Annotated in this window: 12 protein-coding genes and 1 pseudogene; 5 read left to right on the top strand and 8 right to left on the bottom strand. The window is 70.0% G+C overall.

Annotated elements, in window-relative coordinates:
- Positions 1–63 precede the first annotated feature (63 nt).
- Together I3F54_RS06290 and I3F54_RS06285 are read left to right on the top strand one after the other, a co-directional pair.
- A complete protein-coding gene (locus tag I3F54_RS06290; RefSeq protein ID WP_240117601.1) occupies positions 64–1,650 on the top strand; it encodes a Na+/H+ antiporter in 1,587 nt (528 codons plus the stop codon).
- A gap of 39 nt (positions 1,651–1,689) precedes the next feature.
- Positions 1,690–2,430: an SDR family NAD(P)-dependent oxidoreductase gene (locus I3F54_RS06285; protein ID WP_240117600.1), complete on the top strand. Its 741-nt coding sequence runs from the start codon at positions 1,690–1,692 to the stop codon at positions 2,428–2,430.
- 12 nt (positions 2,431–2,442) lie between these two features.
- On the opposite strand, the gene I3F54_RS06280 is transcribed toward I3F54_RS06285, so the two are convergent.
- Positions 2,443–3,573, bottom strand: coding sequence for a mechanosensitive ion channel family protein (locus I3F54_RS06280; protein ID WP_240117599.1), 1,131 nt, complete (start codon positions 3,571–3,573; stop codon positions 2,443–2,445).
- An 89-nt stretch (positions 3,574–3,662) separates the two neighbouring features.
- Between I3F54_RS06280 and I3F54_RS06275 the strand changes: the two are divergent.
- A pseudogene (locus tag I3F54_RS06275) lies at positions 3,663–4,241 on the top strand (dienelactone hydrolase family protein); the annotation flags it as partial.
- 2 nt (positions 4,242–4,243) lie between these two features.
- Here the strand turns inward: I3F54_RS06275 and I3F54_RS06270 are convergent.
- From I3F54_RS06270 to I3F54_RS06245, 6 genes are all read right to left on the bottom strand, one after another.
- The gene (locus I3F54_RS06270; protein WP_240117597.1) at positions 4,244–5,230 is read right to left on the bottom strand and encodes a zinc metalloprotease; all 987 of its coding nucleotides are present in this window, start codon (positions 5,228–5,230) and stop codon (positions 4,244–4,246) included.
- A 323-nt stretch (positions 5,231–5,553) separates the two neighbouring features.
- A complete protein-coding gene (locus I3F54_RS06265) occupies positions 5,554–7,215 on the bottom strand; it encodes an alkaline phosphatase (RefSeq protein ID WP_240117596.1) in 1,662 nt (553 codons plus the stop codon).
- An 80-nt stretch (positions 7,216–7,295) separates the two neighbouring features.
- The gene (locus I3F54_RS06260; RefSeq protein ID WP_240117595.1) at positions 7,296–8,114 is read right to left on the bottom strand and encodes a thioredoxin domain-containing protein; all 819 of its coding nucleotides are present in this window, start codon (positions 8,112–8,114) and stop codon (positions 7,296–7,298) included.
- A 59-nt stretch (positions 8,115–8,173) separates the two neighbouring features.
- Positions 8,174–8,848 (bottom strand): hypothetical protein, encoded by a 675-nt coding sequence (locus I3F54_RS06255; RefSeq protein ID WP_240117594.1) that lies wholly within the window; start codon positions 8,846–8,848, stop codon positions 8,174–8,176.
- A gap of 227 nt (positions 8,849–9,075) precedes the next feature.
- Positions 9,076–9,459, bottom strand: a complete 384-nt coding sequence (locus tag I3F54_RS06250) for a hypothetical protein (protein ID WP_240117593.1) — start codon at positions 9,457–9,459, stop codon at positions 9,076–9,078.
- A gap of 538 nt (positions 9,460–9,997) precedes the next feature.
- Positions 9,998–11,350, bottom strand: coding sequence for a DUF2252 domain-containing protein (locus I3F54_RS06245; RefSeq protein ID WP_240117592.1), 1,353 nt, complete (start codon positions 11,348–11,350; stop codon positions 9,998–10,000).
- Positions 11,351–11,529: 179 nt separating this feature from the next.
- On the opposite strand from I3F54_RS06245, the gene dnaE reads away from it, so the two are divergent.
- Positions 11,530–15,069 (top strand): DNA polymerase III subunit alpha, encoded by a 3,540-nt coding sequence (dnaE, locus tag I3F54_RS06240; RefSeq protein ID WP_240117591.1) that lies wholly within the window; start codon positions 11,530–11,532, stop codon positions 15,067–15,069.
- A gap of 182 nt (positions 15,070–15,251) precedes the next feature.
- On the opposite strand, the gene I3F54_RS06235 is transcribed toward dnaE, so the two are convergent.
- The gene (locus I3F54_RS06235) at positions 15,252–15,416 is read right to left on the bottom strand and encodes a hypothetical protein (protein ID WP_240117590.1); all 165 of its coding nucleotides are present in this window, start codon (positions 15,414–15,416) and stop codon (positions 15,252–15,254) included.
- Between the two features lie 223 nt (positions 15,417–15,639).
- Here I3F54_RS06235 and I3F54_RS06230 point away from each other — a divergent pair, with 223 nt between their 5' ends.
- Positions 15,640–16,860 carry an NYN domain-containing protein gene (locus I3F54_RS06230; protein WP_240117589.1) on the top strand — a complete coding sequence of 407 codons (1,221 nt, stop codon included), beginning with the start codon at positions 15,640–15,642 and terminating at the stop codon, positions 16,858–16,860.
- Positions 16,861–16,868: the final 8 nt, after the last annotated feature.

Raw genomic sequence — 16,868 nt, 5'->3', positions numbered from 1 at the left:
GAGGGGTGCCGTGGCAGGCTGGACGTCTGCCGTCGGACCGTCGACCCCTCCGGAGCGCTGACCGTGGACCAGCTGGCCCTGCTGTTCGTGCTGCTGCTCGGGGCCGTGGTGAGCGTGCCGGTCGGGGACCGGCTGCGGCTGCCCGCGCCGGTGCTGATGACGCTGCTCGGCATCGTGCTCGCCGTGCTGGAGTTCGTGCCGGAGGTCGCCGTCCCGCCCGAGCTGATCCTGCCGCTGCTGCTGCCCCCGCTGCTCTACGCCGCGGTGCGGCGCACCTCCTGGCGGCAGTTCGCGGCCAACGTCCGGCCGATCCTCCTGCTGGCGGTCGCGCTGGTGCTGGTCACCACCGCCTGCGTGGCCGCGGTCGCCCACACGATCGTGCCCGGGCTCAGCATCGGCGCCGCCGTCGTGCTCGGCGCGCTGGTCGCGCCGCCCGACCCGGTCGCGGCGACCGCGGTCGCCGGGCAGCTCGGGCTCCCGCGACGGCTGGTCTCCATCCTGGAGGGAGAGGGCCTCTTCAACGACGTCACGGCGATCGTCCTGTACAACGTGGCGGTCGCCGCCGTCGTCAGCGGCACCTTCTCGCCCTGGGGAGCGGGTCTGGACCTGGTGCTCTCCGCGGTGGTCGCGCTGGGCGTCGGCCTCGCGCTCGGCTGGGGTGCGAACAGACTGCTCGGCATGCTCGGCGAACCCACCCTGCAGATCGGCCTGACCCTGCTCGTGCCGTACGCCTCCTACCTGCTCAGTGAGGAGCTGCACGGCTCCGGAGTGCTCGCGGTGCTGGTGACCGCGCTGTTCCTGGCCGAATACGCCACCGACGCCGACGACGTCATGGCGCGGTTCGCCGGGCACACGTTCTGGGACGTCGTCGACACCCTCGTCACCGGGGTCGCCTTCGGGCTGATCGGGCTGGAACTGCACAACGCGATCCGCACCGCGCAGGGGCGGTGGGCCGACATGCTCGGCTGGGCCGGCACGGTCGTCGGCGTCGTGATCGCCGTACGGCTGCTGTGGCTGCTGCCGGCGACCTGGCTGACCAAGCGGCTGCACGCCCGCCGGGACTACGACGAGGAGATCCCGACGAGCTGGCGGGAGACCGTGATCATGTGGTGGTCCGGGATGCGGGGGGTGGCCTCGGTGGCGCTGGCCCTGGCCGTCCCGCTCGGTGTGGACGGTGGTGCGCCGTTCCCCGACCGCGACGAGATCGTGTTCATCGCCTTCGGTGTGATCATGGCGACGCTGGTCGTGCAGGGACTGACCCTGCCGACGCTGGTCCGCCTGCTCGGGGTGCGGTCCGACAGCGCGCGGGAGGAGGCGTTCGAGAAGCAGCTGGCCGTCCGGGCGGCGAAGGCGGCCAAGCGACGGCTGCGGGAGATCGAGCAGGTCGAGGAACTGCCGGAGGAACTGTCCGAGCAGATGCTGCGCAGAGCCTTCGACATCGGGGTGCGGATCAGTCCCGACCTCGGGGAGGAGGAGCGGCGGGAGGCCCAGCAGCAGCGGGTGCGTCGACTCAAACGGGTACGGCGGATCCAGGGCGAGATGCTCAGCGCCGCCCGCCACGAGGTGCTCGCGGCGCGCAGCGAGCCGGGGACGGACCCGGAGGTGGTGGACCGGGTTCTGCGCCATCTGGACGTGCGCAGTCTGCGCTGATCCGGCCCGGGCGGCGCCGGACGCTCGTAGGATCGGATCATGGCTCGCAACGTGGTGATCAGTGGTGGTGGTACGGGAATCGGGTTCGCGGCGGCGCAGGTCTTCGCCGCGGACGGGGACCGGGTACTGCTGCTCGGCCGCAGAGCCGAGGTGCTGGAGAAGGCCGGGGTGCCCGGGGCCCTCACCCACGCCGCGGACCTCAGCGACCCGGCCGACGTGCGCGGAGTGGCCCGGCTCGTCGCCGAGGAGTTCGGTGCGGTGGACGTCCTGATCCACAGTGCCGGGGGAGCCGGCTATCTGGAGCCGCCGAGCGGCAGCGACGATCCGCTGGACACGGTCGCCTACGACTGGACCCTCAACTTCCGCCTCAACACCCTCACCGCGGTGCTGCTCACCGAGGCCCTGAAGGACCGGCTCGCCGAGCCCGGCGGGCGCGTGCTGTTCATCGGCTCCATCGCCGCCTACCGGGGGTCGGGCAGCGGGGCGTACGCCGCGGCCAAGGCCGCGCTGCACCCGTACACCCACGATCTGGCCCGGCAGCTGGGACCGCGCGGCGTCACCGTCAACGTGGTCGCGCCCGGGTACATCGAGGACACCGATTTCTTCGGCGGGGGCATGACCGAGGAGCGGCGTGCGCAGCGCATCGCCGAGACCTCCACCGGCCGCGCGGGCACGCCCGGGGACGTGGCCGCCACGCTGCACTGGCTGGCCTCCCCGGCCGCCGGGCACATCACCTCCCAGATCATCCAGGTCAACGGCGGTGCCGAGCGTGGCCACTGACGGGGCCGGGCGCTACCCCCGGCCGGTGCGCGGCGCCTCGTGGGGGCGGCGCACCACGCCGTCCCGGGGCTTGTGGACGGTCGGCGGCCCGGTGGGCGCGCCGGGCGGCAGCACCGCGTCCGCGGTGTTGACCCGGGGCAGCGCGTACGGGTGCTTCTCGGACAGCCAGCGGATCATCTGCTCGCGCACGGTGACCCGCACCGTCCAGATGTCGTCGGCGTCCTTCGCGGTCACCAGGGCCCGCACCTCAAGGGTGTTCGGCGTGGAGTCGGTGACCGCGACCCCGTGGTTGCGGCCGTCCCAGGCCGGGCACTCACGCAGGATGTCGCGGAGCCTGTCGCGCATCTCCTCGATCGGAGCCGAGTGGTCGAGGTGCCAGAAGACCGTGCCGGTCATCTGCGGGCTGCCGCGCGACCAGTTCTCGAACGGCTTGGACGTGAAGTACGACACCGGCATGGTGAACCGGCGTTCGTCCCAGGTCCGCACGGTCAGGAAGGTCAGCGTGATCTCCTCGACGGTGCCCCACTCGCCGTCCACCACCACCGTGTCCCCGATGCGCACCATGTCCCCGAAGGCGATCTGCAGCCCGGCGAACAGGTTGCCCAGGGTGGACTGGGCGGCCACGCCGGCGACGATGCCGACGATGCCGGCCGAGGCCAGCAGCGAGGCGCCGGCCGCCCGCATCTCGGGGAAGGTCAGCAGCATCGAGGCGATCGCGAGGACGGCGACGGTCGCCGACACCACCCGCATGATCAGCGTCACCTGGGTGCGCACCCGCCGGACCCGGGCCGGGTCGCGGTCCCGGTGGGCACTGGCGTACCGGCTGTACGACGTTTCGACGACGGCGGAGGCGATCCGGATCACCAGCCAGGCCGTCGCCCCGATCAGCACCAGTGTCAGGGTCCGCCCCACACCCGCCCGGTGCTCGGGGAGCAGCCGTGCCAGGTCGTAGGAGCCTCTGAGCACGGCCGCGCACAGCACCAGCTGGTAGGGGAGGCGTCCGCGGCGCAGCAGTCCCCACAGCGGGGTCTCGCTGTGCCGGCGGTCGGCATTCTGCAGCAGCCGGTCGGTGGCCCAGCCGATGGCCAGGGTGAGGAAGACCGAGCCGCCTATCACGATCAACGGGCGGAGTACGTTCTCCATGCCTGAGAACGTAACCGCATCCGGCAGGGCGTGAACACCGGCCCCCCTCGGGCGGTGCTGCGGGCGCCGCCGGTCCCGGCTGGCACCATGGGCTCATGAACATCATGCTCTTTCACTCGACCTACGGCCTGCGCCCCGCGGTGCGCGCTGCCGCCGACCGGCTGCGGGAGGCCGGGCACGAGGTGTGGACGCCGGACCTCTTCGAGGGGCGGACGTTCGGCACGGTCGAGGAGGGCTCGGCGTACAGGGAGGAGGTCGGCAAGGACGAGCTGCTCAAGCGCGCCGTGCTGGCCGCCGCGCCCTGCTCGGAGCGGGGTCTGGTGTACGCCGGGTTCTCGCTCGGTGCCTCGATCGCGCAGACCCTCGCCCTCGGCGACGAGCGGGCACGCGGGCTGCTGCTGTTTCACGGCACCTCGGACCTCGCGCCGGACGCGCGGGCGGACGAGCTGCCGGTGCAGCTGCACGTGGCCGAGCCGGACCCGTTCGAGACGGACGACTGGCTGAGCGCCTGGTACCTGCAGATGGGCCGCGCGGGCGCCGACGTGGAGGTGTACCGCTATGCCGGGGCCGGCCACCTCTACACCGACCCCGACCTGCCCGACTACGACGCGGAGGCCGCCGAGGCCACCTGGCGGGTGGCGCTCGGCTTCCTCGGATCGCTCGGGTAGCGTCAGCCGGCCGCCCGGTAGGCCGCCCAGCTCTGCTGCATGCGCGTCACCTGACCAGCGGTGAACTGGTACATGCAGGAGTCGTACGTGTAGTCCATGAAGTTGTGGACCGGGTCGGCGCCGGAGTCGCGGGTGCAGGTGTCGCGGTCCTCGGGGCACTGGTACGCGGCGCTCTTCTCGGCCGGGGTGTCGTCGACGTAGTCGCCCTTGCCGTGACAGCCGCCCTGGAAGGTGTGGTAGAGGCCCATCCAGTGGCCGACCTCGTGGGTCGCGGTGTCACCCTCGTCGTAGTGGGTGGCCGAGCCGCCGGGCAGCGAGGCGTCCAGGATGACGACGCCGTCCATGGAGGGGCTGGACTTGTAGGAGCTGGGGAAGGTGGCCCAGCCGAGGAGGCCGTCGCCGAGGTTGGCGGTGTAGACGTTGAGCGCGTTGGCGCCGCCCCTGCGCAGGGCGGTCTTCATCGCCTTCTCCTCCTGCGAGCCGTAACCGACGTTGTACCAGGACGCGTTGTCCGTGTAGTCGGTCCCGGCCAGAGTGAACTGGAAGCCGGAGTCGTTGTTGCCGCTGCCCTGGCCGGCGTAGGCGGCGTTCAGCACGTTCATCTGGGCGTTGACGTCGGAGGAGCCGAGCCGGCCCGTCGAGCCGTCGTGGATGACGTGGAAGTAGACCGGGATGCTGGTCGAGGCCGCCAGCGCGGCGATGCTCCGGCCGCCGGCGCGCAGGCTGTCCACCCTCTCGTGCAGGTCCGCGTCCATCGCCTGGGCGCGGGCGTCGCTGATCTCGTTGGGCTCGGTGATGTGCCCGCCGGGGGTGGGGCGCATCTCGCGGGCGGCGGTGGGGGCGCCGTTCCCGCAGGTGGTGTCGGGGCCGCCGGCCGCGGCGGCGCCCATGGGCGCCGACAGCGGAGTGAGCATCAGAGTTCCGGCCACGACGGCGGTGCCGAGGAGGCGTCTGCGCATCAGGGGGGATATCAGGGCAAGCGCACGCATGCTGGCTCCTGGTGGAGGCGGTGGGGAGAGCGGCGCAGGGGTCTTCCTGGCCGCCGGAGCCAAAAAATTACGTGTACATGCCCAGCCGGGAAGAGGGGCGATCTGGCCCATTCGAATTCCCGCCAAACAGGGGTGATCGGGGAGTGCGACGGTCCGGCCGTACGGAGCGTGAGATCTCGCCGTAACGGGTGCGGTGACGCGGGCGGGTGGTGTGTCCGCATTCGGGATGCGGCCCGCACCACCCGCCGTCGAGTGCGTGATTTTCGGTTAACAGAGCCGTAGGGCGCGCTCATTGGCCGAAAAGGAACTTCCGTTCACAGGCGTCACACCCGACGCCAGGTCCGCTCCATCTTCTGCGTGCCGCTGCGGGTGCGGTACGAGCGCTCCCAGGACGAGGTGGCGCGGGGGTCCGTACGGTCGGAGACGACGTAGTAGTCCATCTGCGCCCGGTCGGCCGTGATGTCGAGGACGCCGTAGCCGTGGCGGTCGGTGTCGACCCAGTGGACGTGCCGGTTGGCGGCCCGTATCAGCGGCGAGACGAGTGCCGAGATGGTGCCCTCGTGGGCGTTGACGTTGTCGTTGAGGTTGTCGGAGGTCACCGAGGTGATCACGAACTCCGTGGCCGCCGAGGGCGACAGCGGGTACGTCCCGGCGTCCACCGGCACGTCGTTCGCCCAGGACATGTGAATGTCGCCGGTGAGGAAGACGGTGTTGCGGATGGCGTGGGTACGCAGATGCGCCAGCAGCTCGCGGCGGTCGTCGGTGTAGCCGTCCCACTGGTCGGTGTTGAGCGCGATGCCCTCCTTGGGCAGCCCGAGCAGCTCGGCGAGCGGCCTGAACAGGTCGGCGGAGAGCGAGCCGATCGCGAACGGGGAGATCATGACGGAGTTGCCGACCAGCCGCCAGGTGGTGTCCGACGTCGCCAGCCCGGCCTTCAGCCAGTCGAGCTGGGCCCGCCCGGTGATCGTCCGGTCCGGGTCGTCGACCGAACCGCTGCCGGTGGAGGCCTGCTGGGAGCGGAAGGAGCGCAGGTCCAGCAGCGAGAGGTCGGCGAGCCTGCCGAAGCGCAGCCGGCGGTAGGTGGTGCCCGCGGTCGCCGGACGCACCGGCATCCACTCGAAGTAGGCCTGCTTGGCGGCGGCCTGACGCGCCGCCCAGGTGCCCTCGGCGCCTTCGGTGTGGTTGACCGCGCCGCCCGACCAGGCGTTGTCGGCGAACTCGTGGTCGTCCCAGATCGCCACGACCGGCGCCGTGGCGTGCAGCGTCTGCAGGTCGGTGTCGGTCTTGTACCTGCCGTGCCGGATCCGGTAGTCGGCGAGGGTGAGGATCTCGTGGGTGGGGGCGTGCGGGCGTACGACGGTCTTGCCGGCCGCGTAGTCGCCCGACGCGTACTCGTAGATGTAGTCGCCGAGGTGCAGCCAGGCGTCCAGGTCGCCGCGGGCGGCGAGATGGCGGTACGGCGCGAAGTAGCCGGCCTCCCAGTTGGAGCAGGAGACCACGCCGAAGCGGAGGTTGGACACCGAGGCATCCGCCGCCGGCGCGGTGCGGGTGCGCGCCACCGGGGAGTCGGTCCCGCCGGCCGAGAAGCGGAACCAGTAGTCGGTGGCCGGCGCGAGGCCGCGCACGTCCGCCTTGACGGTGTGGTCGGAGGCTGCGGTCGCGGTGACGGAGCCCCGGGCGACGACGTGCGTCATGGCCCGGTCCCGGGCGACGGTCCACTCGACGCCGGTGTCCGGGCCGGTACCCGAGCCGGGGGTGGCCTCCGGCGTCGGTGTCACCCGGGTCCACAGCAGGATGCCGTCGGGCAGCGGGTCGCCGGAGGCGACGCCGTGCAGGAACGCCGGCCCGCCTTCCGCGGCCCGTGCGGGCAGCGCCGTGGCGAGCGGGGCGGCGAGAACGGCAGTGGCCGCCGCGGCCTTGACGACCGTACGGCGGCGCGGAGCATGCGAGTTGATGCCTTGTGAGGCTCTGTGTCGACTGGTCACGACCGATCAGGTTACTGATCGGTATGAACGAGAGTGGGCGAACTATTGAAAGTTCGCCCACTCTTCAACCGAAGGCCAGCTCAGGAGGAGAGGGCCTTGCCGACGGCGGTGTTCCACTCGTCGACCGTCATCGGTGCGTTCTCGCCGTCCGAACCGGTGATCTTCTTGCCGTCCATGACGAAGGACGGGGTGCCCTTGACGTCGTACGTGTTGGTGTCGAAGTTCTTCGACATCTCGATTGCCCAGCGGTCGAAGGTCCCGTCCTTGACGTCCTTCTGGAAGGCCGTGTTGTTCTTCAGCTCGGGGACGGTGTTCGCGATCTCGATGAGGTACGCGTCGTCCTTGAACTTGTCGTCGGTCTCCTCCGGATGCCACTTGGCCGAGTACATGGCCGCCTTGTAGTGGAGGAAGGCGTCCTTGGAGACGTCGAGAGCGGCACCGAGTGCGCTGACGGCGTTCCTCGATCCCTCACCCCGGAGGTTGGTGTCGAGGAAGGTGGCACCCACGTACTGGAGCTTGTACTTGCCGTCCTTCAGATCCTTGTCGACCGTCGGGCCGACCGTCTGCTCGAACGTGGCGCAGATGGGGCAGCGCGGGTCCTCGAAGGAAATGATCGTCTTCTTGGCGGAGTCCTTGCCCAGGGTGACGGTCGTGTGGTTCTTGCCGGTCGTGTTCTTGGGCGCCACCAGCGGCGCGTCCTTCGCGGCTTCCCAGTGGGTGGGCTTGGTGCCCTGCATCACGAGGTAGCCGACGCCGCCGGCTATCGCCAGGACGGCGACGATGGAGCCGGCGACGATGCTCTGCCGCTTCAGCTTGTCCCGCTTGGCCTGGCGCTCGCGTTCGGCGCGCAGCCGCACGCGGGCCGCGGTCTTTGCCTGATGGCTGTTGCGCTTGCTCATGGCTGCTGTGTCTCCGTAGGTCTGTGGAAAGGGGGTGGGCGGATGTGTCCGTGCTCGGGCTAGGAGGCCCGGCACGGTGGTCCGCGCCGCCCTACGGAGTGCGTCAGCAGGCGGGTGCGCACAGCCGGCGTGTACTCGGCCGCGTGCGACGGGGCGAAGGGGGGTTCCCGGCGGACGCCGACTGAGGCGCACGCGTTGAGCAGAGGCCGGAACGTGAGCGCAGCCACCGCACGCAGCAGTTGGGCCAGGGCGACCTCGCCGCGCCACAACCATGCGGCCGCGGCGAGCCCCACCGTGACGTGTGCGGCGAGCAGCAGCCAGGGGGTGGCTGTGTCGGCCGCCATCAGCGCGGAGCCGTCGCCGGATGCTGCGGCACGTGCCAGTGGAGTGCCGAGGGTGCCGCCTCCGCAGATCAGGTCCAGGCCCATGGACCGCAATGGCCCGGCTACGGGACCGCCCGCCGGCCCGTAGCAGGTGTGTTGACCGGTGGTGAACACGGTGTCCGCCGTGAGTTCCAGCGGTATGAGCAGTGCGGCTATGGACCGGTACCCCCGCTCACGGGTACCCGCGAGGGTGAAGGCCAGAGTGAAGACGACCCCGCTGATCAGCATCAGTGCCGGCAGCGGTAGCGGCAGTGAGGAGAGCAGGACGTGGGCACCCGCGGACAGCGTCATGCACAGCGCCGTGAAGAGCGCTGCCCGTGCCGTCCGGATGCCGATCGCCTGCGTGTTCATCGCCGCAATTCTGCCACGCCGGAGAGGGGGAGGTCCCTACCGCAGGGTGCTTTGAGGATTGAGCTGTCCAGATCATGGCCAAAAACACTGAAAACGCCTTGAGTCGGTGGGAATAAAGGCGCTGTGTGTGATTCAGGTCCCATAGGTCTGGGCGGGCGTGGTGGGTCGATCGAGGCGGCGGCGGGGGCGAGTCGGACGCTGGGCGTTAATGCAGCGACCCGCCAAGCTCATGGCGGGCCGCTATCAAAGCGGCGAAGTCGGCAAATCTTTACTGACCCGGATTCCGGGGTCAAGTTCTTGGAGTGGATCCAGCCCTTGGTCTGGCCGCCGGCCAGGCGCCCGTACAGCCAGAAGTTCCCGTACTTGCTGTAGACGCCGCACCATGCGCAGAACGTCGTGCCGGGCGCTACGGACAGGGTCTGTGTGCGTGAGCTGGAGGGGCCGTTGCGCAGATGCCCCAGCAGGACCTTGTGGACACCGCTGGAATTGGTGTGTCCGACACTGCCGCATCCGTGGGAGGCGGCGCTGGCCGACGTGGCCCCGCCCATGGTGATACCGCCGGCCAGTGCGGTTGTGGCGGCGATCGACGCGAAGGCTTTCCTGAAGTTCATCGTCCCTCTCCGCTCTTTTGTTTACCGGAACGGGTGAATCGGGTGTCCTTTTGGTGGCGGATGCAAAGGGGGATGATGTATTCAGAAACTATGTATTCAGGTTGGCCGGTATTTTTCTGGGGTGAACAAAGGGTGCTGTCCTTCTTTGTGGGGATGTGTTCCCTTTTCGTGTTCGCGTGCCGGCGCATCCGTCCGGCCGATGAATTGGCCGCGGAGTCTGGCTCAAGGCGGCGGAAGGCGCGATTCGCGGCGGACGTGGGGGATGGCGCGACAACTGCCGGGAACCGGTTGTGACGGTCTCGCTCTCCCCCTGTTCGCCTCTGCCGGCGGTGCCTGGGAGGTACGGCCTCCGGGTGCGGGCGTTCCCCGCCCTCCGAAGCCGGGTGTGGGTGTACGGATCGGTGCTCGCCCAGCGGGCGCCACCGCATGGCACAGCCCGCCACCGTGCAGGGTGGCGGGCTGTGCGGGCCGACGGGCACGCGGCTGCCGACGGGCTATCCGGCCGGCGCTCCCCAGCAGCGGATACTCAAGGGGTGCCTCACTGCAGACCCGGGATCCGTCCGTTGCGGAACAGGTCCACGAAGATCTGGTGGTCGGTGCGCGCGCGGGTGCCGTAGGCGTGTGCGAAGTCCACCAGCAGGGGGGCGAAGCCCTCCTCGTCGGCCGCTATCGCCGCGTCGATGGCCCGCTCGGTGGAGAACGGCACCAGCGACTCGCCCGAGGTGTCGTCCGCGGCGGCGTGCATCGTCGCCGCGGCCCGGCCCAGGTCGGCGACGACCTGGGCGATCTCCTCCAGGTCGTCGATGTCGTCCCAGCCCAGGTCCACCGCGTACGGGGAGACCTCGGCGACCAGCTGGCCCGCGCCGTCCAGCTCGGTCCAGCCCAGCCACGGGTCGGCGTGCGCCTGCAGGGCGCGCTGGGAGATGACCGTGCGGTGGCCCTCGTGTACGAAGTAGTCGCGGATCGCGCGGTCGGTGATGTGGCGGGAGACGGACGGGGTCTGGGCCTGCTTGATGTAGATCACGACGTCGTTCTCCAGGGCGTCGCTGTTGCCCTCCAGCAGGATGTTGTACGACGGCAGCCCGGCCGATCCGATGCCGACGCCGCGGCGGCCGACGACGTCCTTCACGCGGTAGGAGTCGGGGCGCGCCAGGGAGGCCTCCGGCAGGGTCTCCAGATAGCCGTCGAAGGCGTCGAGCACCTTGTAGCGCGTGGCCGCGTCCAGCTCCACGGCGCCGCCGCCCGGCGCGAAGCGGCGTTCGAAGTCCCGGATCTCGGTCATCGAGTCCAGCAGTCCGAACCGGGTCAGCGAGCGGGCGTCCCGCAGCGCGTCCAGCAGGGGGCCCTGGGCGGTGTCCAGGGTGAAGGGGGGCACCTCGTCGCTCTTCGCGCCGGTGGCCAGCGCGTGGATCCGCTCGCGGTACGCGCCCGCGCAGATGCGCACCAGCTCGGTGATCTGGTCGTCACTGAGGGCCTTGGCGTACCCGATCAGGGCGAGCGAGGCGGCGAGGCGCTTCAGGTCCCAGGTGAAGGGGCCGATGTAGGCCTCGTCGAAGTCGTTGACGTTGAAGACCAGGCGGCCGTTGGAGTCCATGTACGTGCCGAAGTTCTCCGCGTGCAGGTCGCCGTGGATCCACACCCGGCAGGTGCGTTCGTCCAGGTACGGCCCGCGGCTCGTCCCGCCCTCGCCGCGCGCGGCGGACTCCGCCTCGACGTCGTGGTAGAAGAGGCACGCCGTCCCCCGGTAGAACGCGAAGGCCGAGGCCGCCATCTTGCGGAACTTCACCCGGAACGCGGCCGGGTCGGCGGCCAGGAGCTCGCCGAAGGCGGTGTCGAAGACGGCGAGGATCTCCTCGCCGCGCTGCTCGCCGTTGAGCTGGGGAAGCGACATCCCGGGGTGCCTCCTGGTGCAGGTGGTGCGATCCGTGTACGACGGCCTCTCTGCCGTCTCCAACGCACGAAGGTACGCGCGAGTGCCCGTCCGGTGTCAGTCCCCGGGCATAGACTTCGACGCTGACCCCGGAACTGTCCGCCTTCCCGTCGCCGAGTGTTTCCCCTGGAGGACTCACCGTGTCAAAGCCGCCGTTCACGCACCTGCACGTCCACACCCAGTACTCGCTGCTGGACGGTGCCGCGCGGCTGAAGGACATGTTCAACGCCTGCAACGAGATGGGCATGACGCACATCGCCATGTCCGACCACGGCAACCTGCACGGGGCGTACGACTTCTTCCACACCGCGCAGAAGGCCGGGATCACCCCGATCATCGGGATCGAGGCCTATGTCGCCCCCGAGTCCCGGCGCAACAAACGCAAGATCCAGTGGGGGCAGCCGCACCAGAAGCGGGACGACGTCTCCGGTTCCGGCGGTTACACCCACAAGACGATGTGGGCCGTGAACAGGACCGGCCTGCACAACCTCTTCCGCCTCTCCTCGGACGCCTACGCCGAGGGCTGGCTGCAGAAGTGGCCCCGGATGGACAAGGAGACCATCTCCCAGTGGTCCGAGGGCATCGTCGCCTCCACCGGCTGTCCCTCGGGTGAGCTCCAGACCCGGCTGCGGCTCGGCCAGTACGACGAGGCCCTCAAGGCCGCCGCCGACTACCAGGACATCTTCGGCAGGGACCGCTACTTCCTGGAGCTGATGGACCACGGCATCGAGATCGAGCGCCGGGTCCGCGACGGCCTTCTGGAGATCGGCAGGAAGCTCGGCATCCCGCCCCTGGTCACCAACGACTCGCACTACACCTACGCGCACGAGGCGACCGCCCACGACGCCCTGCTGTGCATCCAGACCGGCAAGAACCTCTCCGACCCCGACCGCTTCAGGTTCGACGGCACCGGCTACTACCTGAAGTCCACCGACGAGATGTACGCCGTCGACTCCTCGGACGCCTGGCAGGAGGGCTGCGCCAACACGCTCCTGGTGGCCGAGATGGCCGACACCGCCGGCATGTTCGAGAAGCGCGACCTCATGCCGAAGTTCGACATCCCGGAGGGCTTCACCGAGGTCACCTGGTTCCAGGAGGAGGTCCGCCGCGGCATGGAGCGCCGCTTCCCGGGCGGCGTCCCCGAGGACCGTATGAAGCAGGCCGAGTACGAGATGGACGTCATCATCTCGATGGGCTTCCCCGGCTACTTCCTCGTCGTCGCCGACTTCATCATGTGGGCCAAGAAGCAGGGCATCGCCGTCGGTCCGGGCCGGGGCTCCGCGGCGGGCTCGATCGTCGCCTACGCCATGGGGATCACCGACCTCGACCCGATCCCGCACGGCCTGATCTTCGAGCGGTTCCTCAACCCCGAGCGCATCTCGATGCCCGACGTCGACATCGACTTCGACGAGCGCCGGCGTGTCGAGGTGATCCGGTACGTGACGGAGAAGTACGGCGCCGACAAGGTCGCCATGATCGGCACCTACGGCACCATCAAGGCCAAGAACGCGATCAAGGACTCCGCGCGCGTCCTGGGCTACCCGTACGCGATGGGCGACCGCATCACCAAGGCCATGCCCGCCGACGTCCTCGGCAAGGGCATCCCGCTGTCCGGCATCACCGACCCCCAGCACCCCCGCTACTCGGAGGCGGGCGAGGTCCGCGGGATGTACGAGAACGAGCCGGACGTGAAGAAGGTCATCGACACCGCGCGCGGTGTGGAGGGCCTGGTGCGGCAGATGGGCGTGCACGCCGCCGGCGTGATCATGTCCAGCGAGACCATCACCGATCACGTCCCGGTCTGGGTCAGGCACACCGACGGTGTGACCATCACCCAGTGGGACTACCCGAGCTGTGAGTCGCTCGGCCTGCTGAAGATGGACTTCCTGGGCCTGCGCAACCTCACGATCATGGACGACGCCGTCAAGATGGTGAAGGCCAACAAGGGGATCGACATCGACCTCCTGGCCCTCCCGCTGGACGACCCCACGACCTTCGACCTGCTCCAGCGCGGCGACACCCTCGGCGTCTTCCAGTTCGACGGCGGCCCCATGCGCTCGCTGCTCCGGCTGATGAAGCCCGACAACTTCGAGGACATCTCCGCCGTCTCGGCCCTGTACCGCCCGGGCCCGATGGGCATGAACTCCCACACCAACTACGCCCTGCGCAAGAACGGGCAGCAGGAGATCACGCCGATCCACCCCGAGCTGGAGGCTCCGCTCAAGGAGGTCCTGGACGTCACCTACGGCCTGATCGTCTACCAGGAGCAGGTGCAGAAGGCCGCCCAGATCATCGCGGGCTACTCGCTCGGCGAGGCCGACATCCTCCGCCGCGTGATGGGCAAGAAGAAGCCGGACGAACTGGCGAAGAACTTCGTCCTCTTCCAGGAGGGCGCCCGGAAGAAGGACTTCAGCGACGAGGCCATCCAGGCCCTGTGGGACGTACTGGTCCCCTTCGCCGGCTACGCCTTCAACAAGGCGCACTCCGCCGCGTACGGCCTGGTGTCGTACTGGACCGCCTACCTCAAGGCGAACCACCCCGCCGAGTACATGGCCGCACTGCTGACGTCCGTCAAGGACGACAAGGACAAGTCGGCGGTCTACCTCAACGAGTGCCGGCGCATGGGCATCCGGGTCCTCCCGCCCAACGTCAACGAGTCCGAGGCGAACTTCGCCGCCCAGGGCGACGACGTGATCCTCTTCGGGCTGTCCGCCGTGCGCAACGTCGGCACCAACGTCGTCGAGGCGATCATCAAGGGCCGCAAGGCCAAGGGCAGGTACGCCTCCTTCCCCGACTACCTCGACAAGGTCGAGGCGGTGGTCTGCAACAAGCGCACCACCGAGTCGCTGATCAAGGCCGGCGCCTTCGACACCATGGGCCACACCCGCAAGGGCCTCACGGCGCAGTACGAGCCGATGATCGACAACGTGGTCGCGGTCAAGCGCAAGGAGGCCGAGGGGCAGTTCGATCTCTTCGGCGGTATGGGCGAGGACAGCGGTGACGAGCCGGGCTTCGGGCTCGACGTGCAGTTCACCGACGAGGAGTGGGACAAGACCTATCTGCTCGCCCAGGAGCGCGAGATGCTCGGCCTGTACGTCTCGGACCACCCGCTGTTCGGTCTGGAGCACGTGCTGTCCGACAAGGCCGACGCGGGCATCGCCCAGCTCACCGGGGGCGAGCACGCCGACGGCGCGGTGGTGACCATCGGTGGCATCATCTCCGGTCTGCAGCGCAAGATGACCAAGCAGGGCAACGCCTGGGCGATCGCCACCGTGGAGGACCTGGCCGGTTCCATCGAGTGCATGTTCTTCCCCGCGACCTACCAGCTTGTCTCCACCCAACTCGTCGAGGACGCCGTGGTGTTCGTCAAGGGGCGCCTCGACAAGCGCGAGGACGTGCCCCGGCTGGTCGCCATGGAGCTGGCGGTCCCGGACCTGTCCGCCGCGGGCACCAACGCGCCCGTCGTGCTCACCATCCCGGCGGTGAAGGTGACCCCGCCGATGGTCAGCCGCCTCGGCGAGATCCTCAGTCATCACAAGGGCGACAGCGAGGTCCGGATCAGGCTCCAGGGCCCGACCAGGACCACCGTCCTGCGCCTGGACCGGCACCGGGTCAAGCCGGACCCGGCTCTCTTCGGCGACCTGAAGGTGCTGCTCGGCCCGTCCTGCCTGGCGGGCTGACCCGGACGCCGGGGCGCCGGAACCGCCGGGCGGTGAAAGGCGCGAAAAGGCGCGAAAGGCGCAGGAAGTGCGGGGGTTCGGCAGGGGGGCGAGAAGGCAGACGGTGGACGCGCGAGGGGCGCACCCGCATGCGGGTGCGCCCCTCGCGCGTGCCTGGGCCGCAACGGCCCGTTACGCGGTCGTCAGTTGTGGCCGAAGCGCTTCTGCCGGCCCTTGCGTGCCACGTCGCCGGGCGTCACCGGGGCGGCGCCGTGCTCGGCGGACGGCTCCATCGCCGCCTGCTCGGCTGCGTGCTGCCCACGCGTGGACTGCGGCTGCTTGCGGTCACGGTTCTTGTTCTTGGCCATGGGGATCTGCCTCCTGCGGGGGACTCGGGGCCAGGGCCGCGACCAGATTCACATAGGCTGACAAAGAGTGCATGTCGGATAATTACCGTGTGTGACAGGGGTGATCGGCGGTAGCTGAATCGAAACGCCACGCCGAAGATCGAGTTCCGGCCGTTAAGCTCCGCGCGGTCGGGCAGACTCGAAGCAAGCCCGAAGCAAACCTCCCGGAAAGAGGGTGGATCGCGTGGACCGCTGCATCGTCCTGGTGGACGCCGGGTATCTGCTGGGGGCCGCCGCCAGTCTCCTCGCCGGGGAGCCGTCGCGCTCCCGCATCACCGTCGACCACTCCGCCCTCATCCAGGGCCTGAGGGACCGCGCCGAGGCCGACACCCAGCAGCCCCTGCTGCGGATCTACTGGTTCGACGGAGCCCCCGACCGCGTCCCGCAGCCCGAGCACCGCAGGCTGCGCGTGATGCCCCGGGTCACCGTCCGGCTGGGCGCCCTGACCCGCAGCGACGGCCGCTGGGCCCAGAAGGGCGTCGACGCCGCCATGCACGCCGAGCTGACCGAGCTCGCCCGCAACCGGGCCTGCTCCGACATCGTCCTCGTCACCGGCGACGGCGACCTGCTGCCCGGCATGATGGCCGCGAAGGAGCACGGCGTCGCCGTCCACCTGTGGGCCGTCCAGGCCGCCGACGGCGACTACAACCAGTCCGAGGACCTCGTCGCCGAGGCCGACGAACGGCGCGTGCTGGACCGTACCTGGATCATCAGGGCCGTTCGCGCCAGGGAACTCGGCGGCGTGTGCGCTCCGCCGCCCGCGCCCCGCCCCGAGATCGCCGCGATCCTCTCCGCGCCGCTGCCGGAGTCCGCGATCCCCGCGACCGCGCCTGAGCGGGCCGCCGAGGAGCCCCGGCATCCGGCGCCGGCCGCCGCCCAGAACGGCTCCCAGGAGCGCCTCCCGGCGTCGAAGGGCGTCCCCACGCCCAAGGACCTCGCCGAGCTGCGGGCCGGCGCGCACCCCGCGCCACCGCCCGCCGCGACCGCCACCCTGCGCTGGTCCTCCGACAAGGGCTGGGTCGACCGGCCCGGCGGCGCCGCCGAGCCGCCCGAGGTGGCCGCCATGCCGACGCTCGCCCAGCTGACCACGGCCGAGCAGCGGTGGGCGGACCGCGAGGAGGACATCACCACCGTCGGCGGGGACCCCTACGAAGTCGGGCAGGTCTTCGCCCGCCGCTGGATCTCCCGCCTGGGCGACCAGGGCCAGCTGCAGAGACTGTCCGGCATGTATCCGCGCGTCCCGCATCGCATCGACGGCGAGCTGCTGCGCTATGCCGCCCGCTTCGGTCTGCTCACCCACAAGGACGACCAGATCGACGAGCACGACCGCTACGCCATCCGGGCCGGATTCTGGCGCGAGATCGATGTGCGGACCGCCGCGGAGCATGCGCCCGCGGGCGAGTGAGCCGCCGC

Origin of the sequence: Streptomyces sp. MUM 2J (genome assembly GCF_022414535.1) — a bacterium.
Lineage (GTDB): Bacteria > Actinomycetota > Actinomycetes > Streptomycetales > Streptomycetaceae > Streptomyces.
Note: the sequence above shows the minus strand (reverse complement) of the source record. Positions and strands in the feature narration are given on the sequence as shown.